Source organism: Mesotoga sp. UBA6090 (assembly GCF_002435945.1).
Taxonomy (GTDB): domain Bacteria; phylum Thermotogota; class Thermotogae; order Petrotogales; family Kosmotogaceae; genus Mesotoga.
The window spans coordinates 59,320-82,834 of the sequence record NZ_DIXC01000052.1 but is presented as its reverse complement, the minus strand read 5'-3'; the positions used below and the strand labels follow the sequence as shown (position 1 = coordinate 82,834).

Genomic DNA, 23,515 nt, shown 5'->3' with positions numbered 1-23,515 from the left:
CTCGGATTGCAGGGGCATGGGAGTAATTCGGAATTTTCGATTTCCGCGTCTGGGACGGAGAATCGACCTTTCCGTGAGTGTCTGGATTTCCTATACAAAAGATCCCCTCGAACTGGAGTCTGGCTGCCCTCATCAATAAAACGCCCTGCACGGCCCGAAAAACTGAAGAAGGACCAATACCATGAATAGCATTGGTCCTTCAAACAACAGCAGAATACTTTCATTGCAAAAGAGTCTTGAGCAGCTCCTCTATACCTTGACGATTCTCTGCGGATACGGAAAAAACGGGTGGTCTCCCCCATGCAGCGACTTCTTCGCTTATTGATTTCTTTGATTGCTGTTGACGGCTTTTTGAAAGCTTGTCTGCCTTTGTCAGAACCAGAACATATGGAATGGCGTAGTACGTAACCCAGTCAAGCATCTGTTTGTCGGCCGGCTGCAGCGGATGTCTTATGTCAACAAGCAGAACCACCAGAGAGATCCCTTCCCTCGATTCGAAATAGTCTGTTATCAGCCTCTGCCACTTTTCTCTTTCTGACATGGCGGCTTTCGCGTACCCATAGCCGGGCAGGTCAACGAAGTAGATTTCTCCGTTAACCCCATAGAAATTGATGGATCTTGTCTTGCCCGGAGTTGAGCTTGTCTTTGCAAGCCTCCTTCCAAACAGCGAATTCAGCAGAGAAGACTTCCCGACATTCGACCTCCCCGCGAATGCGATTTCCCTTTTCATAGGCGGTGGATATTCGCCTTTCGCGAAGACAGTCTTTATTAGTTCAGCACTCTTTACCGTCACCGGGAATCAGAGCCTCCTCAAGTACTTCGTTTATATCCTCGACAAAGACGAATTCCAGTTTCGACTTTATCTCTTCGGAAACTTTATCGAGATCTCTCTTGTTTGCAAGAGGAATCAAAACCTTCTTCATTCTGGCACGGTAAGCTGCCATTAGCTTTTCTTTCAAACCGCCAATGGGCAGTACCTTCCCTCTTAGAGTTATCTCTCCAGTCATTGCAATGTCGTTTCTCACTTTTCTTCCGGTGACGGCCGAGACAATCGCCGTCGTGAGAGTAATCCCGGCGCTGGGTCCATCCTTGGGAACGGCTCCTTCGGGAACGTGGATATGGAAGTCCTTCTTCTCGAAGACCTCGGTAAACTTCTCATCTCCACAAAGCTTTCTGGCGAGCGACGCCGCGATCTGTGCCGATTCCTTCATAACATCTCCCAGCTGACCTGTTATGATAGTCTTTCCTTTCCCGGAAACGGGTAGGACTTCGATGTACATGATTTCTCCCCCAACCGATGTCCAGGCCAGTCCAGTCGCCACACCGACCTCTGGATGCTTCCTGAAATCACTCTCTTTGAATAGAGGTGCTCCAAGAAACTCTCCCAGTTCATTGACACCGACCGAGATTGAATCGCCGCCCTCGGCTATTTTCAGAGTGGCCTTTCTGATGATCTTCGCCAGATTTCTATCGAGTTCCCTAACTCCTGCTTCTCTTGTGTAGTCTCTAATTACGTCCCTGATGGCGGCCGGTGTTATTTTCAGCTTGCTATCCTTCATGTTGTATTCATCAAGAAGCTTCGGCAGTATATGATCCTTGGCTATGTGATACTTTTCAGACTCCGTATAACCTGGAATCTCGATAATCTCCATCCTGTCCTTCAAAGCGGCTGGAATCGAATAGAGAACGTTTGCCGTAGTAATGAACAGGACTCTGGAGAGGTCAAAAGGCACTTCCAGAAAATGGTCGGTAAAACTGTTGTTCTGCTCGGGATCAAGAACCTCGAGAAGAGCAGAACCAGGATCTCCTTGAAAACTAATCCCCATCTTGTCGACTTCGTCCAGCACGATTACCGGATTCCTGGTCTTCAGCTTTCTGATCATCTGCATTATTCTGCCCGGAAGCGCTCCGACATAAGTACGTCTGTGGCCCCTTATTTCGGCCTCGTCTCTCATGCCTCCTAAAGAGATTCTGCCGAACTTCCTTCCCATAGCTTCGGAAACAGACCGACCAAGTGAAGTCTTCCCAACACCCGGAGGCCCGACGAGGCAGAGAATCGGAGCGCGAAGGTTCTTCGAAAACCTCCTGGCCGCCAGGAATTCAAGGATCCTCTCCTTCACATCGTCCAGTCCATAGTGATTGTTATCGAGAGTCTTCCTGACGTCCTTAATTACTATCTCATCATCCGTCTCTTCCTGCCAGGGGAGGTTCAACAGCCAATCGAGATAAGTCCTCACGACCGTCGCTTCCGGAGAATATGGAGACATCTTCTCCAGTCTAGAGATCTCCTGCTCTGCCTTTTCCTTTACCTCCTGCGGAAGCTCGCGGGACTCCGCCATCTCTTTAAGCTCTTTGATTTCCTCATCTTCTTCGCCCTCGAGCTCCTCCTGGATCGCTCTCATCTTTTCTCTCAGGTAGTACTCCTTCTGCCCCTGCTCAATCTTCTCTTTAACCCTCTTGTCGAGTTCTTCCTCTAGAGAGAGAATCTCTATCTCTCTTGTAAGTAGCTCCATAAGGGTATTGAGACGATCCTTCGTTTCTATTTCCTCGAGAAGACGTTGCTTCTCTTCTAAAGAAAAGGGCACCATTGAAGAAATGAAATCTGCAAACTTATCTGCATCGGAAGTGTCTTCCAGCGCCATTATCGCTTCGTCGGGGAAACGTCTGCTCATCGATACATACCTCAGCGTAAGTTCCTTCACCCTTCTAACCAGCGCCTGAAGCATCTTGCTCTTTCTGCCCTTGGACTTTAACTTTTCTGCAACGACAATAAACGTGCTTTCTCCTTCCTCCACTGAAGCGAGCCTGGCTCTTGTCAACCCTTCAACAAGAATCTTGTAGTTCCCATCGGGCATCTTCATCAGCTGCACTATTCTCGCTATCGTCCCTATCTCGAATAGATCCTCGATCCCGGGATCCTCTTTAGTAATGTCCCTCTGAGAAACGAGAAATACCATCTGATTGAATTTGCCAATTGACTCCTCCAGCGCCGCCAGCGACTTCTCGCGTCCAACATACAACGGCATCACTGCAGAAGGATATACTAACATGTTTGTTCTCGTCGGTATAACCGGCAGTTTATCGGGTATCTCTATCTTCCGTTCGCTTCCTACAGCAGCTTTTTCCAGCAACTCAAACTTCTGAGCCATCTATTCACCTTCCTTCATTCTTATCCTGGTATAATCTAGTAGCCAGACGGTCCAGAATGCTCTTCATTCTGCAGCCGAATGGCTTCAATTTCACTGTTCGTTTCATCTCGTCGAAATGCTCCAGTTCAACTATGAGATAAGGCTCGCAGACATACTTAAGGTAAAGCTCCGGCCATTCTACCGCTAGAACCGCACTGCAATTCATGAGATCGTAGAGAGCTAGATCCAAAACCTCTTCTTCACCGGTGATCCTGTATAGATCAACGTGTATAAGAGCGGGATGCACTCTAGCCGTTTCGACATCGTCGCTTCTGCCAGTCGAGGATCGGCCGGGATAGAAGTTGACAATGTTGAAAGTCGGACTTCTCACATAATCCTGATCGATGCCCAACCCACTGGCCAGCGCCTTTACAAACGTGGTTTTCCCACTGCCCAGATCACCGAATAGAAGGACCGTCTCTCCTCCTTCAAGCGCCTCTCCAAGCTCTTGTGCAAGAGCCTCGAGATCCTTCAGCTCTAGTTTGCCCAGTTCATAGATCTCTTCAACGCCTCTTTCCACCTCTTGAACTCTTCCTCCATTCTATCTCCCGACGGTTCAAAGACAACTTCGCTTATTCGCTTGTTCTTCAAGCTCTCCTGATCCCAGAGGTCAGCGCATATTCCTGCAAGCATTGCAGCACCAAGCGCCGTCGTTTCCTTTATCAGAGATCTGTCAACCGGAATATTCAGGATATTTGCCTGCATCTCCATCAGGAAGTTATTTCGCGTAACTCCTCCGTCAACAAGTAGCTTGTTGAGCCTGATTCCCGTTTCTTCTTCCATCAGTTCAAGAATCTCTCTTGTTCTGAAAGCGATGTATTCGAGAACGGCTCTTACAATATGTGCTTTACTCGTTCCCCTTGTCAAACCGATCATCATACCTCTCGCTGAGGAGTTCCAGTATGGAGCTCCCAGCCCTGTCAGGGCGCCGGAGAAAAAGACTCCTCCATTGTCATTGACTTCTCTGGCAAGCGATTCCGTATCGGAAGGGCTGTTTATGATTCCCAGTCCATCTTTCAACCAGCCAATCAAAGCTCCGGTGGCGAATATCGAACCTTCCACGGCGTAGACGGTCTCTTCCGTTGACTTCCAGCCTATTGTTGTAAGCAAGCCATGATCGGAAATCTTTGGTTCGCTTCCAATGTTCATCAAAACAAATGAGCCCGTCCCATATGTGCATTTCGCGTCACCGGTCTGAAAGGCCGTCTGACCGAACAGCGAAGCCTGTTGATCTCCGGCTATTCCTCCAATCTTAGGGCCGTAGATCGAAGGACCGAGAAGCTTACACGATTCCACAACTTCGGGGAGAAACTCTTTCTCCACTCCAAAGAGATTGAGGAGATCGCGATCCCATTCAAGCTTCTCGATGTTGAACAACATCGTTCTCGAAGCGTTCGAGAAATCACACACATGGAGGTTCTCTCTCGTCAGATTCCAGATTAACCAGGAGTCAATCGTTCCGAATCTCAATCTCCCTTTTCTAGCCGCCTCTCGAACTACCGGTACATTCTCCAGCAACCATTCCATCTTCGTCGCGGAGAAATAGGGATCCGGCTTGAGGCCGGTCTTTCGCCTTATCAATTCTCCATGAGATTCTTCGATCTCTCTGCATCTGTCGGCAGTTCTTCTGTCCTGCCATACTATTGCGTTGTAAAGCGGCTGATCAGTCACCGCATCCCAGGCAACGACGGTTTCTCTTTGATTTGTGATGCCGATTGCCGCAATTTCCCTGAATGAGATCCTGGCGTCCGAGACGACTTTCTCAATTGCACCCATTGTACTTAAGATGATGTCTCTAGGATCGTGCTCAACCCACCCGGGTTTGGGATAGATCTGCGCAAACTCCTCCTGAGCAACGGCAACTTGATACAATTCTTCATCAAAAAGAACGGCTTTGCTGCTGCTCGTTCCCTGATCAATAGCGAGAATATAGCTCATCTAACCCCTCCTATCTATGAATACGTCTTCTAAAGACGATAGCATCTTCCGGGCAAAGTTCATGACACACGTAGCAAGTTATGCACTTGCCATAATCGATATTGAACCTGCTTATGTCGATTGCTCCAGCCGGACAGGCCCTCTCGCATACACGGCAGCTCACACACTTCTTCCTATCTATTTTCGGAAACTTTGTTACTAATCTCCTCAGTAGGGCTGCACCGTAAACCCCGATTAGATTCGTCTCGGGGAGAGAGAGATTTTTCGGCTCGACTTCATCTCCAACTACCTCGTAATCGCCTACTAGTCCTCTTTCTCTTGCCAAACGAAGAATCGGAACCTTTGAATGTATTACTCCAAAGAGTTCTGCGACAGCATCGTCAAGTGCGAAAACATCTCTTGAAATGCCAATTATTCCTGGCCTTATGATCCGGCCGTTCGACGGACCGTTGCCATCCATTCCTTCTACGCCGTCGATTATCGTCAGGGACGGCCTCAGATAACCGGCCAGATCAAGAAGCATAGCCGAGAACTCCTTCATGTTTCTCACTCTGAAATGCCAACCCTGCTTCTTAACCCCGGGAACACAGCCAAAAAGATTCTTGACTCCAAATGTGACCTGAGTGAGTGAATGTGTCTTGAGCTTCGGAAGATTCACGAGAAGATCTGTTTCAAGAACCGGTCTGGCAATTTCAAAGCTCCTGTACGTACCCTGCTCCAGGACTACAGGAACGGGATCATCAAAATCTACGAGCGGAACCCCGAGATCTTCACAGACTTCGGTAATTCCTGCGGCATAAGCTGCAACCTCAGTGCGAACGCTCGCGGGAGAATCTCCGATGCTGACTATCGCTCCCTTCCTGAGAAAGACCTCTGCCACAGCCCGAACAAAGGCTGGATTAGTGGTGACACAACTATCCGGTAACCTTGCCGATAGAAGATTCACTTTCAGAAGAACTTTCTTTCCCTGCAGAGTTTCGTTGAACTCGATCAGGTCTAGCCCTTCGCTAATCTTCTCCCTGCACCTTGCGTATTCTGGGCTGCTTAGGACCGCCACTCTTTTCATTAGATTCTCGTTTCCCATAAATAATCCTCTTCTTTTTCCTTCTATCGTCGACTATGCAGGATACCCCTTCGGGCAGCTTCAATTCGGAAGAAGCAAGAGTCTCTACAATGACCTCTTCAGGAATTGAGGTGACAGCCCAGAGATCTGTGAGATACAGTCTCTCTCCAGATCTGATCGGAGCTTTTTGAACTGCTGATTCGATAGCCTTTCTATAGCGTTCCTTTATTTCCTCTTCTGATTGATTTACCTTGTCATCCATTGTGGTTCACCTCATAAAAATTATACTCTATGTAATGCCTTTAGACTGGAAAAGCGGCTTAACAGATTTGCCCAATTCTTCACAAACACGATCTCTGACTCTTTCCGAAGAAACTTCTTTCATTGTACAATCAGATGGGAGGGGAGTCTTTTGGAATTTGTCGTTCTAGACACGGAGACAACAGGAATGAGTCCACAACGAGGGGCGAGACTGATCGAGGTTGCGGGAGTGCGTGTGCGCGACTGGAAAGTCTGTAGGAACGATTGCTATGATTCACTTATAGACCCCGCGTGTATAATTCCAATCACTATAACAGCCCTGACGGGAATTAGCAACTTGACCGTTAAGGGAAAGCCGCCGGTAAAAGATGTCCTCAAAGACTTTTTTTCCTTTTTTGGAGACGCCACTCTCGTGATTCACAATGCCCCTTTCGATCTCTCCTTTCTCGACTATTACGGCCAACAGTCCGGATTGGGCAGGCTCCAGAACTCATACATTGATACCGTAGAGATGTCGAAAGCAGTCTTCAGATATGGGAGAAACAATCTAGACATACTGCTTGCAAGATTGGGGATAGTCCCGGAATCTCGTCATAGAGCTCTTGGAGACGCATTGGCAACGGCCGAGGCATTCGTAGCAATGTTAACTAGAATCGGTACAAATAATGTACCTAGATTTATAAGGAGACCTCAAAGGTAAACTTTTTGATCTTCTTTTAAACGCTCCGTTTTTCGCCTCCTCTCGTAAGTACTTCCGGGAAGGATTTGGAGGCCGCTTTAACCTCTTCTGTTCTGTTGGAAGGAGTCTTTCTGTTCGGGCTATGATACAGCAGTTTTCTTTGGAATTATCAATATATTGTGCTAAAATCATCATTGTCCACTATTTATTGAGCCTATTCATGGGGGTATTGATATGTTGAATGTTAGGAAAAGAAACGGGTCAATAGTCGAATTCGAACTGGAGAAGATAATCAACGCCATGAAGAAAGCATTTGAGGCAACCGAAACCCACTATAACGAAGACATCCTTGAGAGGGTTGCACTGAGGGTCGTAGCAGATTTTCAGCCAAAAACCACAGACAATCTCGTAGACATAGAGGATATCCAGGACTCGGTAGAAAGAACGCTTGAAAACCTTGCCTTTGCCGATGCTGCCAAGGCATATATACTTTATAGAAGACACAGGGAGAAACTCAGAGAGCTTGATTCTTCCATGCTCGACTTCTCAAAGACCGTTAACAGCTATCTTGATATGCTGGACTGGCGGGTACATGAGAACTCTACTGTCACATACTCAATCGGGGGACTAATTCTGCACAACAGCGGTACGGTAACCGCCAATTACTGGCTTAGGGAGGTCTACGATCCACAGATAGGCAACGCCCACCGCGAAGGCGACCTCCATATTCATGATCTCTCAATGCTTTCGGGATACTGTGCCGGATGGAGCCTCAAACAGCTTATTGAAGAAGGTCTCGGAGGCGTGACGGGAAAGGTGTCGTCATCACCGGCAAAACACCTTTCTACCCTTGTGAATCAGATGGTGAACTTCCTTGGAATACTTCAGAATGAATGGGCCGGCGCTCAGGCATTCTCTTCATTCGATACATATCTCGCACCCTTTGTGAAGATCGACAACCTTTCGCTCAAAGAAGTCAAACAGAACATTCAGTCTTTTGTATTCGGAGTAAATACGCCTTCTAGATGGGGAACACAGGCCCCCTTCACGAATATTACCCTCGACTGGGTTGTCCCGGCCAAATTGAAGAATGAACCGGCAATAGTTGGAGGGGAAGCGATGGACTTCACTTACGGGGACTGTCAGGAAGAAATGAAGATGATTAATCGCGCCTTCCTTGAGATTCTTGACGAGGGAGATGCAAATGGTCGAGGCTTCCAGTATCCAATACCGACGTACAATATCACCAAGGATTTTGACTGGGAGAATGAGGATGCAGAGCTTCTCTTTGAGATAACCAGTAAATACGGAACTCCCTACTTCCAGAACTTTATAAACTCTGACCTTGATCCTGACGATGTGAGGAGCATGTGTTGCAGGCTGCAGCTGGACAAACGCGAATTGAAAAGGAGAGGCGGCGGGCTCTTCGGTTCGGATGAGTTCACGGGCTCCATAGGGGTCGTTACAATAAACCTTCCTAGAATCGCATACCTCAGCAAGAGTGAAGAAGAGTTTTTCGGAAGACTTTCGAAAATGATGGATCTGTCGAGCAGAAGCCTTGAAATAAAGAGATCGGTAGTGGAGAAATTGAACAGTGAAGGCCTCTATCCATACACAAAGAGATATCTGAAGAACTTCGATAACCATTTTTCTACGATTGGCTTGATAGGAATGAATGAAGCAAGTATGAATGCCCGCTGGATCAGAAAGACTATAGCCGAAGAAGAGGGCTATCAGTTTGCATTGAGAGTGCTGAACTTCATGAGAAGCAAGATGATCGGCTATCAGGAGGCAACCGACCATCTCTACAACCTTGAGGCGACACCGGCCGAATCAACGGCTTACAGGCTCGCCAAGATGGACAAAAAGAAATTTCCTCAAATACTTACTGCGGGAAAGGACAACCCGTATTACACAAACTCTTCCCATCTGCCAGTGGACTACACGAAGGATATTTTCAGCGCGCTAGACCTTCAGGAGGAGCTACAGCAGAAATATACAGGAGGCACAGTATTTCACGCCTTCCTTGGAGAGAGAATATCTGACTGGAAAACGACCAGGCAGCTTGTGAGAAAGATCGCCGAGAATTACAGAATTCCGTACTTCACGATTTCACCTACCTATTCAGTCTGTCAAAACCACGGATATATAACAGGTGAACAGTTCACATGTCCCGAATGCGGAAAGCCGACCGAAGTGTATTCAAGGATTACAGGCTACTACAGACCAGTACAGAACTGGAACATCGGAAAACAGGAAGAATTCAAGACGAGAGAGACTTACAGAATTGGGAGAGAGAAAGTAGATGAATTTCGCAGGAATGGAGAGGGTCAGCCTAGTGGACTATCCGGGCAAAGTAGCCCTGACACTGTTTACCTCAAGCTGTAATTTTGACTGTGCTTATTGCCACAATCCTGAACTGAAGAAATTGGTAGAGGAGAAAGTTGGCGAATCTGAGATCTTCACATACCTGGACAAAAGAGCAGCTCTCATAGATACTGTTGTTATTACCGGGGGAGAGCCAACACTCAGGGCAGACGATCTGATCCCGTTTGTTCAAAGACTGAAAGCGCAATTTCCGGCTGTACTGGTTAAACTCGATACCAATGGCTGGAGTTCAGATATTCTTAGGAAGTTCCTGGACATTATCGACTATGTCGCAGTTGATCTCAAGTCTTTGAACTATGAGCCGTTCTCTACTGTGGATCTGAAGCAAATCCAGAAGAGTATTGAATTGGCAAAGGGTTTTTCCAGTCATGAGATAAGGATCACAATGTTTCCACCTTACGTTCCTGAAAAGGATTTCGAAGAGCTCGCGAGAATATGCATCGGAGCGTCGTTGGTTTCAGTTCAGCAGTATAGACCGGTAACCGGGTTCTGCGAATCGCCACCTTATCCCGGTCCAGTCTTAAGAGAATTCGCCGACTTGCTCTCCGGATATGCGCAGAACGTTTCCGTTAGAGAGTGAAAGGATTATGAGGTGACAAGAGAACCGGCCGTTCTTTTCCCGGCCGATTCTCTCGTTGTGCGCTGGTGAGAAAGAGCGATTGATTTTGTTGCAAAGTCCGTCAGGAAGTTACCTGAGTTCGAAGTAGAATTTGAAACCATTTCCCCCGAAGAACACCTGAGGCTCCACTCCAACTCCCAGTGGTGTTCTCCACTCGAAACCTATTCCTATCGAAAGACCGAGAGTGGCGTTGTCACCGGCGGCCGCCATCAAGTAGAGCTTGGGAATGAAAGTGCTCATATCATCGGAAGGAGCAACAGCGAAGCTCTCATTAAGAGGGACTCCTGCCTGAAGTATTTCCAGCGCATAGAATCTGGGATTAAATGCATAGGGGTTCCAGCCCTTTAGATCGGTACTTCCTCCCAGGTAGAAACGCCTGGTTACCGGCGCATCTCCGAAATAAGTCACGCCTGCTCTCGTCGCACTCTCGATATATATCCTTCCAATGATCCTGTACCAGTAATTTACCGATGCCTTCTGCTGAAGATAATTTATTCCGTCTCCAAATCCGTAGGAGAGAGTCGTTTTTCCAAATAAGTTTCCTCTTTTTTCCTGGTAGTTATCTTCGTCGCCAAAAGAAAAGGCTCCAGTAAGTATCGAAACCGAGTAGTTATTCGAAGGCGTGGCCTCAAATGACGCATTTTCGTATGTATAGGAAATTCCGGCAATATACTCTCCAAAGGGATAGGTCGCACCCAGATCTACAGAATTCAAAGAAAGCATAGTATCGGCTTGCCACGGAACCTCTTTAAACAGAGTCACTTCAACGAAGGGATTGATACCTGTTCCAAGGACGCTAAAGGTGCTAGCGCCAAATCTCAGCCCTCCCCAGAAGAACTCGGGTTGGGGCAGAAAGCCAAGCAACTTTTTCTCTGTGAACCTAAGAAACCGGATCCCTCCATAGACGTTCACCCCAGAACCCAGAAGGTTTCGATCTCCCGCTCCCAATGTCAGATACTCGCCAAAATACGGATAGAAGGAAGAACTCTCCTGAACAGAAATCACCAGTTTGTAATCGCCGCCGACATCTCCAAGCTGAAGATAGACATCTGTAAAGAGACCGCACTCTTCCAGATTTCTCTTGGCCCTGTAAACTCTCTCGATATCCAGTTCTTCACCGATCTTGAGCCCGGAAATATTGATCACCACTTGTGGAATTGTCTTTTCAACACCTGTTACTTCAATTTCCACGATTTTGTTAGCAAAAACCGTCAAAGAAAAGAATATGAATATTACCGACAGAAGTATTCGCTTCATCTCATCACCTCACTCGAGCAACTCGTTGACTTTCGCCACCGCAATATCGAAAGCCGGTTTTGGCTCTGCAACCCCTTTTCTTACCTGCTCAACAGCATTGTAAAGAATATTCCTGATCTCAATGATATTTGTGTGAACCGGCCTGGGTCTGGCAAATTCTATCGAGTCTATAGGAGCCTTTAACTGCGGAAAACGCTGCCAGATCAGCTGTATCTCGAGAGAACTCATTGCAGACTTCAGAACCGGCATGTATCCCGTTCCCTCGTACCAGAACAAAGTGTTCTTCTCTGAAACCATCCATTTGATGAACGTCCAGGCGGCCTGACGCTTCTCTTCTGAGAGTCCGGCCATAATGGCAAGAGAGCCTCCTCCAAGTGTCGTGGTTTTCTGCTTGCCTTCAGGAAGAGGGGCCACTCCCAGACTCCAGGGTATGTTCTCGAGAGCGTACCGGATTCCTCCACTTGTCATCGGACCCATCGAGATTCTCCCCATTGTGAAGGACTGTATACCTTCATCAATAGTTAAGTCTACCGGAGACAAACCATCGACAAACCATCGCCTCCACGTTTCCAGAGCCTCGATTCCCTCGGGAGAATTAATAATACACTCGGTCATTTGCTCATTGAAGATCTCTCCACCGTTCTGCCAAACAAGAGGCTCAAACTGATAGAACATGGTGTCTACACCCCATAAAAGGCCATACTGAGAAGGTCTGGAATCCAGAGATTTTCTTATTGTGAGTTTTCTGGCGTACTCCTCGAGTTCCTCCCAGTTTTGAGGTGGTCTGTCTGGATCAAGCCCCGCTGCCCTGAAATGGTCCTTGTTGTAAAACAGCATAAGAGCACTTATGTTGAAGGGAAGAGCGTAAGGTTTGCCGTCACGAATTATCGCCTGCCAGAAACTATCGACAAAGTCCTCCGCACTCAAAGAAGAGTCGCCGGCGATCAGATCAGTAAGATCCTGTAAGGAACCATCCTTGGAAAAGATCTGAATGTGCTCTATGTTGACCTGAGCAACATCCGGACCCTTTCCGGTGAGCAGAGCCGTCTTTAGCTTTGTAACAGTATCATCGTAGGATCCCTGAAATATAGCCCTTACCGTGATGTCTTTGTGAGCCTTGTTGAAATCGGCAACAAGCTTGTCGATGATCGGCTTCTGATAATCCGACATCGAATGCCAGAATGTGAGAGTTACAGACCCGAGGCCAGCAACTGCCAGGATTAACAGCAAAAGTACCGTCGTTATTCTTTTCATCTTTTCCTCCTTTTCTTTATCCTTTTAATCCCGTAAGGGTTATCCCCTTGACAAACTGTTTCTGGGCAACGAAATAAGCAATCATGATCGGTAGCGTGGCTACGACTGTCGCAGCCATAAACTCCCCCCACTGGATTCCACCCTCTGACTTGAACATCGCCAGACCTAGCTGGACGGTTCTCATTTCCGGTTCACTTATGACAAGCAAAGGCCAGAAGTAGTTATTCCACGACCACATAAAAGAGAAGACGGCAATGGTAGCTATGGCCGGCTTGGTCAAAGGAAGAAATACATTGAACAGAGTCCTGAGCGGGCCGCAACCATCGATCGTGGCGGCGTCCTCAAGATCTCTCGGAATTGTCAAGAAGAACTGCCTGAGAAAGAATATCGAAATTGCGGTGGCCGCGTGAGGCAAAATCAACCCTAAATAGGAGTTGTCCATATTGAGTCTCATTACTACGAGATACTGAGGAATCATCACAACTTGCTGGGGAATCATCATAGTTGCCAGAAAGACATAGAATATCACTTCTCTGCCCCTGAATCTCATCCTGGCAAATGCAAAGGCTGCCAGAGAAGCCGTCACAAGTTGCAAAACAGTAGTAGCCAGCGCCACAATTGTGCTATTCAAAAGGTATCTGGCGAATGGAACCTTCGTGAAGACACTGACATAATTTTTCAGAGTAAATCCCCTTGGGATTAGAGAAAAGGGGTCTCTGAGAATTTCTCTCAAATCCTTGAAGGATGTCATGAAAGACCAGAAAAAGGGAAAGATCATCACAACGGCACCGGCTATAAGTATCGCGTACTTGAAAACTCTCCCAATCCTTTTAGTCATAATGTACCGTCCTCTCGATAGTTTTCACCTGAAAGGCAGTAAGAGAGATCACGAATAGGAATAGAACAAAGGCCATAGCTGCTGCGTAACCAAACCTGTAATAAGAGAAGGCCTCTCGATAAAGCCGAAAGACAACGACCGAGGTTGTGTTAAGCGGCCCTCCATCGGGAGTCATGACCATTATTGGACCAAAGACTTGAAAGGAACTAATGCTGAACATTATCAACAGAAAGAAAGTGGTCGGCGAAAGAAGAGGTACAGTGATCTTTCTCAACATCTGGAACTTGTTTGCCCCGCTCAGCGCGGCAGCTTCATAGTAAGTCGGTGGGATATTCTGAAGGCCTGCAAGATAAACGACCATTGCGTATCCAATATTCTGCCAGATCCCCATTAGTATTATCACGAACAGCGCCACGCTAGGACCCTGCAATACCTTCGGAAGCTGAATTCCAGTCCAGTTGAACAGGATTTGAACAATCCCCTCAGGGTTCGTCAACCAGTTCACATACTCCCCTCCAAACGACCCGATTATGTGATTAACATACCCGAGTTCAGTGCTAAAGAGAAAGCTGAATCCCATACCGGCTGCAATAGGCGATGTAACAACCGGAAGGAAATAGATCATTCTGAAGAACCCGATTCCCTTCATAGTCGAATCGTTCAGAAGATTAGCGAAAAGAAAACCGATAAGGAGCGAAAAAGGAAGAACGCCAAGAATGTAGTAAGCGGTGTATAACATTGAGTCCCAGAATTCGCCAGATGACAAGATCTGAGCGTAATTCCTGAAACCAACGAAGGTCATGGTGGGTGATAGATCCCACTCAAACAGGCTGATGGCAAATGAGTATATCAATGGATATAGAAAAAAGAAACCGATTATCGCAGCTGCAGGTGCAATAAATATGTAAGGAATAGCTTTCTTCATCTGTAGACCCCTAGAATGACCTTGTTCAAATATTGAAACACCAGCCTTTCCTTGAACGCCTGCTAACTTCACAATCTTGAAGACCCAACTACCTAAGAGCCTAGTCGCACCGACATAGATACCACCCTGTCGTAGAGGAAAGTCTAACGCCTTTTACAACGGGAAAATTCTCTTTAAGCTCTTCGAAGGCTTTCGGAACGAAGTTTCTGTAATCACTTCTCTCGAAGAACTCGACAACATAGACTAAGGGATTTCTATTCGGAAAGAACTCGTGAATCAGAACCTCTTTCCTACAGATTCTACGACTCTCTTTATAGAACTTCTCTCTGCCGTCAATCTTATGACCGTGTACAACATACGATGCTACGAGAAGATCAAAACTATTGTCTTCAAAGGGGAGTTTCTCGAAAAAATCGCCTTGAACTACTGTGACTCCGCTTTCCTTAAGATTATGCCTCGCGATCGCTACCATTGAAGTCGCAGCATCCACAGCCGTTACTCTGTATCCCAGTTCGTCGAATGCTTTAGCAAGAGCACCAGTTCCACAACCGATATCGAGGACGCTTTCGATATCCTTGCCAATTAGAGACCGATGTTCTTTCAAAAGGCTTCGATAATTCTTCAGCTGCGACTTGAAAGCAACGTTATAAAACGGAGCTATTAGTGAAAACAGCAAGACATGTGCTTTGTTTCCCATCTATCCTCCTCACTTAGATACTATCAGAAATTCCGCAGAATTCGGTAAAGCCAGATTTCTCTTGACATTGTCAATTTCAATTAGTATAATATATATGATTAGTGCATATATAGGAGGTGATTATATGCCATTTGGATCTGGTCCTATGAGGTTTAGAGACGGTTCCTGTAGATACTTCGGATATGGCCCTGGATACGGAAGAGGAATGGGATATGGTAGAGGATTTGCACCCGGAAGAGGTTTCGATTATTACGGGCCATATGCCTATGATCAGGAGATTTCCCCCGAAATGGAAAGTCAGGAACTAAAGGAGTATCAAGCGATGCTTAAGAGAGAGCTCGAGATGATCGGCGAAGAGCTCAAGGAAGTAGAGAAGAGACTGGAAACGCTTGAAAACACAAGCAGTAATGAAGAAGAGGAGTGAGAATATGCCGTGGAGAGATGGAACTGGACCCGAGGGTTATGGACCAATGACTGGCTGGGGCATGGGAAACTGTGCTCCCGATGATCAAGTATCGAGGCAAACGCCGGTAAGGAACTACTCCTACCGCCTCTATCCGAGGAGAAGACTGTTTTTCGGAAGAAGGATGGGATTTGGGGGAGGATTTGGAGCCGGAAGAGGCATGGGTTATCGCTTCAGGAGATGGTGGTAGGCCTTGGTTATTGCCGTACTAAGTGGCAAGGGTGGCACAGGAAAGACCACCCTTGCCACAAACCTCGCTAGCGCCATATCTGAGGATTTTGATGTTCAACTTCTGGACGCAGATGCTGAAGAACCCGATGTACATCTGTTTTTTGATCCAAAGATTGAGCATGAAGAGGAAATTGAGCTGATGCTTCCCGTGATAGATAAGGAGAAGTGCACTCGTTGCCGCAAATGCGCCGAAGCCTGCCAGTTTGGGGCGCTTTCCGTTTTTGATACGGGTGTCATGGTCTTCGAATCCTTGTGTCATGGCTGCGGTTTGTGCACTTTTGTCTGTCCCGAGAAGGCAATTAGCGAGAGGCCGAAAGTCATTGGAAAAGTTAAAACAGGCAGAATAGACGACAAGACTGCTTTTGGAATGGGAATACTGGAAATTGGAGAACCGTCCCCTGTAAGGGTTATCAGAAAACTCAAAGAGAATATCGATCGAGATAAGGTCGTCATTATCGATTCTCCCCCGGGAACGTCGTGTTCTGTGGTAGAGACACTAAGAAAAGTGGATTTCGCGATACTGGTAACCGAACCCACTCCATTTGGTCTTCATGATTTGAAACTTGCAGTTCAAATTGTAAGAGAGATGGGGATTCCTTTCGGTATCGTAATCAACAGAGATACAGGTTCCTACACAATGATAGATGAATATGCCGGCGAAGAAAACCTTGTTGTCCTCGAAAGAATACCTTTTGACCGCAGCATAGCCGAAGCCTATTCAGAAGGCAAGCTCTTCACTGAAACTTCGCCATCATGGAAGATACGGTTCAAGAAACTGGCGGAGAAGATCATCTCTTTATCGGGGGTGTCATGATGTTCCAACTTGCCATAGTAAGCGGAAAGGGCGGAACTGGAAAGACAACACTTGCAGGATCGCTTTCCTCTCTGTTTGATTCAATAGTGATGGCCGATTGTGACGTAGACGCACCAAACCTTCACCTCATTCTCGAGAATAAGCTGATCGAGAAATTTGAGTATTATGGTGGTAAAAAGGCCGAAATTTCCGATCAATGCATATCATGCGGACTCTGCGAGAAATTCTGCAGATTCGATGCGATTATCAGGGGAGGTCCCTACTCAATCGATCCCTACGCATGTGAGGGATGCGGCATGTGTGTGGCAATCTGTCCGGCGAACGCAATTTCGCTTAAAGACAATAAGTCCGGAGATTACTTCTTATCTCAGTCGAACGAAATTCCTCTTGTTCACGCCTTATTGACTCCGGGGGAAGAGACTTCTGGAGGGTTGGTGGCAGAGGTCAGAAAACTGGCAATTAATGTCGCGGAGAAGGGGAAAAAGGAAATAATCATAATAGATGGTGCCCCAGGAATAGGGTGCCCCGCAACTTCATCGATTACGGGGGCAACCTACGTGCTCGCAGTTGCCGAACCGACTGTATCGGGAAACCACGATCTAGCAAGGATTGTGGAGACTATAAGACATTTCAAGAGAGATTTCGGAATAGTGATAAACAAATGGGATTTAAATACTTCCAAGAGCGCCTTCATAGAGTCCTGGTGTGGAGCTAACGGAATAGAGCTCCTGGGCAAGATTCCCTTTGACGAGCAGGTAGAGAAAGCGACTATTATTGGGAAACCGGTTGTTGCAATGGATGATTCTGTGGCAGCGCAAGCAATAAAGCGAATTGCCCTGAGGTTGAAACGAAAAATTTTCGGAGGTGTAGAAGAATAATGAAAATTGCTATCCCAGTGAAAGAAAAAACTATGAATAGTATTCCAGACGATAGATTTGCCAGAGCAAAGTTCTTTCTGATCTATGACCCAGAAACGGGAAGCGAAGAATATGTAGAACCAGACAACAGTGTGGCGCACGGTGCCGGACCCATGGCAGTAAACATGCTCACAAAGCAAGGCATAGACACAATAATTGCCTTTCATCTTGGAGGCAACGCCATTCAAGCGATAGAAGCTGCAGGCATGGCCTTTTATGAAGCCTTTGTCGGCACGGCAAAGGAGAACATTGAAGCTGTTCTTAGCAAAAGGAAGAAATAAATTCGCGGGCCTGTCCTCTGATATCCCGATCTCTATGCCAATCGTAGAGGTTTTTTGTCTGCCTGAATTGTGTCTGGACAAACAAATGCATCTCTCATGGAGTGGAAGAGAATTCCGAGCATTTTATTTCCTTGCCGGTTCTCAACGGTGTAAAATACACTGAGAGGTGATACCGGTGAGAAAAGAGGAACTGGCAATGCAATTTGACTTGCTCTCAAGACTTCTCAAGGTCAACAGGGACAATCCATTCAAGGTAAGAACCTATGACTTTGCAGCAAGAGTCATCAGATCAAATTTGCCTTCGGGCCAGCTTACTAGTGACGATATTGCTGGCATTTCGTCGATCAAGGGCATAGGGAAGGCCGTAAAAGAGAAGTCCCTCGAGTTTCTGGAGAGTGGCGAAATAAAGAAGACTTCCGAACTGAAGAACAAGATGCCAGCCGCTATCTATTTGCTTGCTTTTCACGATCTTATTGACCCCGAGGTGATTTCCTTCATTTGGAAGGACATGGGTCTTGAAGAACCGTTGGAAATCGTAGACTTCCTTGTAACTAGAAAGGAGAACCTGAAGCTATCTCAAGACAGGCTCTCCAAAATCGAGGCTCTTCTTCTGGAAGTTCAAACCTGATGAAGACTATATCTGGTAAATGCTCGAGTACTTCTCCTTGACATACCTAAGGAAATATGAGGGATCCAGCTCCTTCCCGGTGGCTGCTTTCAGAAGTTTCTCGGGCTCGTACCGCCTTCCCATGCTATGAATGTTCTTTCTTAACCAGTCGACAAGAGACAGAACATCTCCCATTTCTATCCTCTTGTCAAGTCCCGGGATATCCTGGCTTGCTTTCGAATACATCTGTGCAGCATACAGGTTTCCCAACATATACGATGGGAAATACCCGATCATTCCGGATGGCCAGTGGACATCCTGGAGCACTCCGTCGCTGTCAGTATCAGGTTCAATTCCGAGATGCTCTTTCATCTTTGCATTCCACGCTTTCGGGAGATCAGAAACTCGAAGGTCTCCTTTGATAAGAGCTTCTTCCAGCTCAAACCTAATCATAATATGCAGGTTGTATGTTACTTCATCGGCCTCTATTCTAATCAGAGACGGCTTTACGTTATTTACTGATCTATAGAATTCACCTAGCGAAACGTTCTTGAAATTCGATGGATAAGCCTTCTGTATCTGTGGGTAGAAGAACGACAGAAATTCCTTGCTTCTGCCAACCATGTTCTCCATCATTCTCGATTGAGATTCATGAATACCTAGAGAACACGCACCGTAAAGCGGGGTCTCTCTGAGTGAAATAGGCAACCCCTGTTCATAGATCGCGTGACCCCCCTCATGTATCGATCCAAAAAGAGAAGGAGTTAATTGGCCGGATGTGTATTTAGTCGTTACCCTGACATCGTTTACCCCTATGCCGATTGTGAAGGGATGGACCGTTTCGTCAAGCCTCCCGGCATCGAAGTCGTATCCTATGAGTTTGAGAGCCTTTCTACTAAGTTTCTCCTGAGCCCTTCTGTTGAATCTTCCCTCAAGAACGGAGGTATTCGGTAATTCGCCCTCTTCCATAATCTTCTTTATGAAAGGTATGAGCTCCGATTTCAACGGCTCAATGATTTTCCGCAGTTTTGTGGCTGTCATACCCTCTTCAAAGCCCTCGAGAAGGGCATCATACGGATTCTCTTCAAATCCGTACAATCGGGCCATTTCTCTGGACAGTTCAACGATTTCCTCCAGATATGGCTCCAGACTGTTGAAATCGTCTTCTTTCCGAGCCTTTTCCCACACTCTTTCACTTTTCGATGTTAGGACAGAGTACTTCTGATAAAGCTCAGGTGGAATTGCCTTTGCTCTTCTATAGGACTTCGTTGCTACCATGACCATCGCCTTCTCGTCTTCAGTTAGTTCCTCTTGGACTTTGTTCTCGTTGAGCTGGCTAAGCAAAGCTCCTACTTCTTCAGAAACGGACTTTCTGAATGCGAGAGTCGAGATATATCCAAGAGTCTCCGCCCTTATCTCTGCCCCCTTCAAGGGGATGTATGTTCTCATGTCCCATACCATGAGCGCTGCTGCGCTATGAAGATAAGATATCTCGGAGTATTTCGAATTAAGCTGATCTATAAGTTTCAAAGCCACACCTCCAATTCGATGAATTATATCACGCATTTACTTGGCTAATCCGGAAGTCTTTTCTTGCTGTTTCCACTGCGAGATAGTGCGAGAATCACGAAAGAGACGAAGTAAGGCAGTGAAAGTAGCAACTTTGGAGAGACTTCTGTTGCAACCTGTAGAAAGATCGATAACTCGGTGATAAAGCCCAGCATGATTGCAGATAAAAATACTAGTACCGGGTTCTTCCTTCCCATGATGACTGCTACAAGTGCCAGCCAGCCTCTTCCACCGGACATATTTGATACGAAAGCCCCAAGCGGAAGAGATAGCGCCGAGCCAGCAAGTCCGGCAAAGACTCCGCTTCCAAAGTATGCCATGAACCTGATCTGATTAACCTTAACGCCGCTGTAGAAAGCACTTTCGTCATCATACCCACAAGCCCTTAGTTTCACACCGACAACCGTCTTCTTGAAGAGATAAGCAATGAGGAATGGAGTAACGAAGGCGACTAGATCAAATGGGCTAAGTCCATTCATCCAACTAAGTACTGTTCCATTGAGAAAATCGATCGAAAGGACTCCAGGTCTCGGTGAACCACTGAAGACTACGGTCCCTTTGCTTTTGAACCATAAATCTGTCAGCGTAACAGTCAGGCCGACTGACAGGAGATTCGCAGCTATCCCAACTACGTAAAGATTGGCCTTCAGAAATCTTACGGTCAAGAATACAATGGTGGAAAGAATCACCGCCACAATGACTGAAGCCAGAGTACCCAGAAGTATGCTTCCGGTTACCGACGAGACAACAACAGCAAAGAAAGCACCAGAAAGAATGCTGCCTTCTAACCCGATGTTCAGCCAGCCGGAAACTTCTGTAAGCAGACCGCCAGTGGCCGCAAGAATAAGCGGCGTAGAGTTCTTCACTGTATCCCGAATTATCGCTTCAAGCATATTTCTTTCTCCAGAAAAGCTTGGGGATGAGAGCTTCCGCCGTCACCAGAAAAAAGATAACGGCCTGAACAATCTTGGCAACTTCAGGCGTAACATTTGCCTCAAGCGAAGCGATTTGCGCTCCGCTTTCTAGATATGCGAAGAACAGAGCAGCAGGAACAACCATCAGCGGATGATTTCTTGCAATAAGGGCAATCGCAATTCCATTCCAGCCATATCCGCTTGAAAAACCCCTCATCACTCTGCCGTGAATGCCTATGACATCAATGATTCCTGCAGTAGATGCAAGCCCTCCGCTAAGAAAGAGAGACCAGAAGATGACTTTCTTTGTGTCAACACCAGAATAATAGGCGAACCTCCGGTTTTTTCCAGCGATTCTCATTTTGAATCCCTCTCTTGTTCTAAATAAAAAAAACCAGAGAATTACGGCTGCAGCTATGGAGAAAATAATTCCCGAATGGAGACTCGAAGGCGACATCAAACCTTCAAATCTAAACTCATCGGGCAGACTGACTGTAGCTGCAAGGCCGGAAGGACGATCATTAAGAGGGCCCTCAATGAAGTAATCTACTACCAGTACCAGTCCGTTACTCAGCAAGAGCGAAGAGATCAGCTCATTCACACCTAACCGGGTCTTCAGCAACGCAGAGATACCCGCAGCTGTCGCACCGGAAAAAAAACTGACTATAATCATCAAGACAATTCCCGCAGCTCCAGATACTCTTCCGGCCAAAAGAATGCCGGTTGCCGTTCCGGTAAGAGCTCCAAGATATACCTGCCCTTCCATACCGAGATTGAAGCATGAGGAGGTGAAGGCTATAGATGCAGCCAGTCCGGTTAGAATTAGAGGGATCGAATAGGCCAGAAGATTGCCAAAATAGAAGCGATTAGAAAAGACGGATAGAAAGAACGCTCTAGTCGCATTCAAGGGTCCTTCACTCATAAGAAGCACTAGAACGAGCCCGGCAGCCAAAGCGAGCGCCATGACAAGAAATGATCTGCCATCCATCCAAGATCGCCTAATCACTGCCTCTCTCCCGTTGCCTTCAGTATTAGTTTGCCTATCATATGTTTACTCAATCCAGGTCTGTTGACGTTATTAAAGACGATCCTTCCTTCAGACATAATTATGATCCTGTCACCGACTCTGAGGGCTTCTTCAAGATCTGCTGTAAAAACGATGACCGCCATCTCTTCTTTTATACTCGCTAAAACTGTGCGCAGTATGTGAAGATGCTTAACATCAAGACCTCTGGAGGGTTCTCCAAGCAAAAGCACTTTGGGTTCAGAACTGATCTCTCTTGAAAGCAGCAACTTCTGGAGATTACCTCCAGATAGAGAAAAAGCCGGGTCAAAGATACTGCCATATACAACGCCGTAATAGCTTAGAAGACTTCTGGCAAAGGCGTCTAGCCTCCTATCATCAACAATCCAGCCACCGTCAGTAACTTTGTGAATAACGAGATTATCCTTTATTGATGCGGTTTTACAGCTTGCCGTGCCGTCTCTGTCCGAAGGCAGAGCTGCCAGCCCCAGCTTTCTGAGATTACGGGGACGCATGTTGGTGACATCCTTTCCATCGAGAAGAACCTTTCCCGAAAGAATCTTTCTCATCCCGAATATTCCCTCCAGGAGCTCTTCCTGACCATTTCCGGCTACACCCGAAATCGCGAGAAGCTCGCCCCTCCTTGCTTCGAAGGATGTTCCCTTTACAGCTTCTCCCCCCTCTATAGAACCTTCGATACTCAATTCCTCGACTCGCAGTACTGTTTCTCCGACCGACGACAGTTGAACCCTATCTTGACTAATCTCTTCTCCAGAAACTAGATCGTGAAGCTCTTCTACCGAAGTCTCATCTCTTCTGTAGCGGCCAATGATTACTCCGGATCGAATCACGTATATTCGATCTGAAACGCAATAGGCTTCGCGCAGCTTGTGAGTGATAAACACTACAGTCTTTCCTTCGGCCTTCAACCTCCTGAAAGCCTCGAAAAGCTCTTCCTTCTCGGTTTCGGAAATAAGAGTTGTAGGCTCGTCGAATATGATTATCTCCGGTGAATTCTGGAGTATTCTCAGCACTTCCAGCTTTTGCCGCTGCCCCGTCGAAAGCAATTCAACCTTCTTATCTAGAGGAAGCTGCAGGCGATAACGCTGCATAACCTTTTCAATTTCTTCTTTGAAGTGCTTGATTGCCCCTCCAGGCAAATTCATCTTTAGACCCAGCAACAGATTCTCAAATACAGTTAGCTGGGGAATCACTTTCAGGCTCTGAGGGACCATTCCTATACCCTTTTCTAACGCGTAAGAAGGGCCCGACGGAAGATACTTTTCACCTCTAAATAACATAGAACCACTGTTGGGCTTTTCAATTCCAACAATGGTTTTCATAAGCGTAGTCTTGCCCGCTGCATTCTCTCCAAGAAGAGAGGCGATCTCTCCTGAGTAAAATGAGAGAGTTGCTCCGTCAAGGGCTCTCGTTCCGCTTATACTATATGTCTTACTAAGATTCGTTATTTCCAAAACCGGCTTCGACAATTCTGCCCCCAGATGATAGAGTTTCAGTCCTCTATAATGTTACCATTCCAAAAGAAAAGCGGAAAGCGCAACGCGCTTTCCGCCAATATAAATAGTTC

24 protein-coding genes are annotated in these 23,515 nt (G+C 46.7%); 9 read left to right on the top strand and 15 right to left on the bottom strand.

Features of this window, described 5'->3' with window-relative positions; all coding sequences use genetic code 11:
- Nucleotides 1-220: 220 nt before the first annotated feature.
- The 6 genes from yihA to B3K42_RS08120 are packed head-to-tail and all read right to left on the bottom strand — an operon-like array spanning nt 221 to nt 6,451.
- Nucleotides 221-793, bottom strand: a complete 573-nt coding sequence (gene yihA / locus B3K42_RS08145) for a ribosome biogenesis GTP-binding protein YihA/YsxC (protein WP_110990133.1) — start codon at nt 791-793, stop codon at nt 221-223.
- On the bottom strand, nt 774-3,149 hold the full coding sequence (gene lon / locus B3K42_RS08140) for an endopeptidase La (protein ID WP_110990132.1): 2,376 nt from the start codon (nt 3,147-3,149) through the stop codon (nt 774-776). The genes yihA and lon overlap by 20 nt, the downstream gene beginning before the upstream one ends.
- 4 nt (nt 3,150-3,153) lie before the next feature.
- On the bottom strand, nt 3,154-3,708 hold the full coding sequence (gene tsaE, locus B3K42_RS08135) for a tRNA (adenosine(37)-N6)-threonylcarbamoyltransferase complex ATPase subunit type 1 TsaE (protein WP_110990131.1): 555 nt from the start codon (nt 3,706-3,708) through the stop codon (nt 3,154-3,156).
- Nucleotides 3,666-5,126 (bottom strand): glycerol kinase GlpK, encoded by a 1,461-nt coding sequence (gene glpK / locus B3K42_RS08130; protein ID WP_110990130.1) that lies wholly within the window; start codon nt 5,124-5,126, stop codon nt 3,666-3,668. Before glpK ends, tsaE begins: the two co-directional genes overlap by 43 nt.
- A gap of 10 nt (nt 5,127-5,136) precedes the next feature.
- Nucleotides 5,137-6,210, bottom strand: coding sequence for a DUF362 domain-containing protein (locus B3K42_RS08125; protein ID WP_110990129.1), 1,074 nt, complete (start codon nt 6,208-6,210; stop codon nt 5,137-5,139).
- Nucleotides 6,134-6,451 (bottom strand): hypothetical protein, encoded by a 318-nt coding sequence (locus tag B3K42_RS08120; protein ID WP_110990128.1) that lies wholly within the window; start codon nt 6,449-6,451, stop codon nt 6,134-6,136. The genes B3K42_RS08125 and B3K42_RS08120 overlap by 77 nt, the downstream gene beginning before the upstream one ends.
- A gap of 150 nt (nt 6,452-6,601) precedes the next feature.
- Here B3K42_RS08120 and B3K42_RS08115 point away from each other — a divergent pair, with 150 nt between their 5' ends.
- The 3 genes from B3K42_RS08115 (at nt 6,602) to B3K42_RS08105 (ending at nt 10,097) form a co-directional block, all read left to right on the top strand.
- Nucleotides 6,602-7,150: a 3'-5' exonuclease gene (locus B3K42_RS08115; RefSeq protein WP_110990127.1), complete on the top strand. Its 549-nt coding sequence runs from the start codon at nt 6,602-6,604 to the stop codon at nt 7,148-7,150.
- A gap of 213 nt (nt 7,151-7,363) precedes the next feature.
- Complete coding sequence (locus B3K42_RS08110) at nt 7,364-9,517, top strand: ribonucleoside triphosphate reductase (protein WP_110990126.1); 2,154 nt, start codon at nt 7,364-7,366, stop codon at nt 9,515-9,517.
- Nucleotides 9,468-10,097 (top strand): radical SAM protein, encoded by a 630-nt coding sequence (locus B3K42_RS08105; RefSeq protein ID WP_258367187.1) that lies wholly within the window; start codon nt 9,468-9,470, stop codon nt 10,095-10,097. The genes B3K42_RS08110 and B3K42_RS08105 overlap by 50 nt, the downstream gene beginning before the upstream one ends.
- 108 nt (nt 10,098-10,205) lie before the next feature.
- Here the strand turns inward: B3K42_RS08105 and B3K42_RS08100 are convergent, their stop codons facing one another.
- From B3K42_RS08100 to B3K42_RS08080, 5 genes are all read right to left on the bottom strand, one after another.
- The gene (locus tag B3K42_RS08100; protein ID WP_110990124.1) at nt 10,206-11,393 is read right to left on the bottom strand and encodes a hypothetical protein; all 1,188 of its coding nucleotides are present in this window, start codon (nt 11,391-11,393) and stop codon (nt 10,206-10,208) included.
- 9 nt (nt 11,394-11,402) lie between these two features.
- Entirely contained in the window at nt 11,403-12,647 is a 1,245-nt protein-coding gene (locus B3K42_RS08095; RefSeq protein WP_110990123.1) for an ABC transporter substrate-binding protein, read from the bottom strand.
- Between the two features lie 16 nt (nt 12,648-12,663).
- Nucleotides 12,664-13,485, bottom strand: coding sequence for a carbohydrate ABC transporter permease (locus B3K42_RS08090; protein WP_110990122.1), 822 nt, complete (start codon nt 13,483-13,485; stop codon nt 12,664-12,666).
- The gene (locus tag B3K42_RS08085; protein ID WP_110990121.1) at nt 13,478-14,410 is read right to left on the bottom strand and encodes a carbohydrate ABC transporter permease; all 933 of its coding nucleotides are present in this window, start codon (nt 14,408-14,410) and stop codon (nt 13,478-13,480) included. Before B3K42_RS08085 ends, B3K42_RS08090 begins: the two co-directional genes overlap by 8 nt.
- Before the next feature lie 100 nt (nt 14,411-14,510).
- Nucleotides 14,511-15,107, bottom strand: a complete 597-nt coding sequence (locus tag B3K42_RS08080) for a class I SAM-dependent methyltransferase (RefSeq protein ID WP_110990120.1) — start codon at nt 15,105-15,107, stop codon at nt 14,511-14,513.
- A 124-nt stretch (nt 15,108-15,231) separates the two neighbouring features.
- On the opposite strand from B3K42_RS08080, the gene B3K42_RS08075 reads away from it, so the two are divergent.
- The 6 genes from B3K42_RS08075 (at nt 15,232) to B3K42_RS08050 (ending at nt 18,441) form a co-directional block, all read left to right on the top strand.
- Nucleotides 15,232-15,531: a DUF5320 domain-containing protein gene (locus tag B3K42_RS08075; RefSeq protein ID WP_110990119.1), complete on the top strand. Its 300-nt coding sequence runs from the start codon at nt 15,232-15,234 to the stop codon at nt 15,529-15,531.
- A 4-nt stretch (nt 15,532-15,535) separates the two neighbouring features.
- Nucleotides 15,536-15,760 carry a DUF5320 domain-containing protein gene (locus B3K42_RS08070; RefSeq protein ID WP_110990118.1) on the top strand — a complete coding sequence of 75 codons (225 nt, stop codon included), beginning with the start codon at nt 15,536-15,538 and terminating at the stop codon, nt 15,758-15,760.
- A gap of 3 nt (nt 15,761-15,763) precedes the next feature.
- Nucleotides 15,764-16,615, top strand: coding sequence for an ATP-binding protein (locus B3K42_RS08065; RefSeq protein WP_110990117.1), 852 nt, complete (start codon nt 15,764-15,766; stop codon nt 16,613-16,615).
- The gene (locus B3K42_RS08060; RefSeq protein ID WP_110990116.1) at nt 16,615-17,493 is read left to right on the top strand and encodes an ATP-binding protein; all 879 of its coding nucleotides are present in this window, start codon (nt 16,615-16,617) and stop codon (nt 17,491-17,493) included. Before B3K42_RS08065 ends, B3K42_RS08060 begins: the two co-directional genes overlap by 1 nt.
- Nucleotides 17,493-17,813: a NifB/NifX family molybdenum-iron cluster-binding protein gene (locus B3K42_RS08055; protein ID WP_110990115.1), complete on the top strand. Its 321-nt coding sequence runs from the start codon at nt 17,493-17,495 to the stop codon at nt 17,811-17,813. Before B3K42_RS08060 ends, B3K42_RS08055 begins: the two co-directional genes overlap by 1 nt.
- Nucleotides 17,814-17,988: 175 nt before the next feature.
- Nucleotides 17,989-18,441: a DNA polymerase IV (family X)-like protein gene (locus tag B3K42_RS08050; protein ID WP_110990114.1), complete on the top strand. Its 453-nt coding sequence runs from the start codon at nt 17,989-17,991 to the stop codon at nt 18,439-18,441.
- A 6-nt stretch (nt 18,442-18,447) separates the two neighbouring features.
- Here B3K42_RS08050 and B3K42_RS08045 read toward each other — a convergent pair whose 3' ends face one another.
- Genes B3K42_RS08045 through B3K42_RS08030 form a run of 4 tightly spaced genes read right to left on the bottom strand, consistent with a single transcriptional unit; the run spans nt 18,448 to nt 23,417 of the window.
- Nucleotides 18,448-19,956, bottom strand: coding sequence for a carboxypeptidase M32 (locus B3K42_RS08045; protein WP_258367183.1), 1,509 nt, complete (start codon nt 19,954-19,956; stop codon nt 18,448-18,450).
- 38 nt (nt 19,957-19,994) lie between these two features.
- Nucleotides 19,995-20,882, bottom strand: a complete 888-nt coding sequence (locus B3K42_RS08040) for an ABC transporter permease (protein WP_110990112.1) — start codon at nt 20,880-20,882, stop codon at nt 19,995-19,997.
- Nucleotides 20,875-21,909, bottom strand: coding sequence for an ABC transporter permease (locus B3K42_RS08035; protein ID WP_258367182.1), 1,035 nt, complete (start codon nt 21,907-21,909; stop codon nt 20,875-20,877). Before B3K42_RS08035 ends, B3K42_RS08040 begins: the two co-directional genes overlap by 8 nt.
- Nucleotides 21,906-23,417 (bottom strand): ABC transporter ATP-binding protein, encoded by a 1,512-nt coding sequence (locus B3K42_RS08030; RefSeq protein WP_110990111.1) that lies wholly within the window; start codon nt 23,415-23,417, stop codon nt 21,906-21,908. The genes B3K42_RS08035 and B3K42_RS08030 overlap by 4 nt, the downstream gene beginning before the upstream one ends.
- Nucleotides 23,418-23,515: the final 98 nt, after the last annotated feature.

Coding starts and splice junctions, on each gene's coding strand:
- lon (WP_110990132.1), bottom strand. CDS start 3,149: ATGGCTCAGAAGTTTGAGTTGCTGGAAAAAGCTGCTGTAGGAAGCGAA.
- glpK (WP_110990130.1), bottom strand. CDS start 5,126: ATGAGCTATATTCTCGCTATTGATCAGGGAACGAGCAGCAGCAAAGCC.
- B3K42_RS08125 (WP_110990129.1), bottom strand. CDS start 6,210: ATGGGAAACGAGAATCTAATGAAAAGAGTGGCGGTCCTAAGCAGCCCA.
- B3K42_RS08120 (WP_110990128.1), bottom strand. CDS start 6,451: ATGGATGACAAGGTAAATCAATCAGAAGAGGAAATAAAGGAACGCTAT.
- B3K42_RS08110 (WP_110990126.1), top strand. CDS start 7,364: ATGTTGAATGTTAGGAAAAGAAACGGGTCAATAGTCGAATTCGAACTG.
- B3K42_RS08100 (WP_110990124.1), bottom strand. CDS start 11,393: ATGAAGCGAATACTTCTGTCGGTAATATTCATATTCTTTTCTTTGACG.
- B3K42_RS08095 (WP_110990123.1), bottom strand. CDS start 12,647: ATGAAAAGAATAACGACGGTACTTTTGCTGTTAATCCTGGCAGTTGCT.
- B3K42_RS08090 (WP_110990122.1), bottom strand. CDS start 13,485: ATGACTAAAAGGATTGGGAGAGTTTTCAAGTACGCGATACTTATAGCC.
- B3K42_RS08085 (WP_110990121.1), bottom strand. CDS start 14,410: ATGAAGAAAGCTATTCCTTACATATTTATTGCACCTGCAGCTGCGATA.
- B3K42_RS08080 (WP_110990120.1), bottom strand. CDS start 15,107: ATGGGAAACAAAGCACATGTCTTGCTGTTTTCACTAATAGCTCCGTTT.
- B3K42_RS08075 (WP_110990119.1), top strand. CDS start 15,232: ATGCCATTTGGATCTGGTCCTATGAGGTTTAGAGACGGTTCCTGTAGA.
- B3K42_RS08070 (WP_110990118.1), top strand. CDS start 15,536: ATGCCGTGGAGAGATGGAACTGGACCCGAGGGTTATGGACCAATGACT.
- B3K42_RS08060 (WP_110990116.1), top strand. CDS start 16,615: ATGTTCCAACTTGCCATAGTAAGCGGAAAGGGCGGAACTGGAAAGACA.
- B3K42_RS08055 (WP_110990115.1), top strand. CDS start 17,493: ATGAAAATTGCTATCCCAGTGAAAGAAAAAACTATGAATAGTATTCCA.
- B3K42_RS08040 (WP_110990112.1), bottom strand. CDS start 20,882: ATGCTTGAAGCGATAATTCGGGATACAGTGAAGAACTCTACGCCGCTT.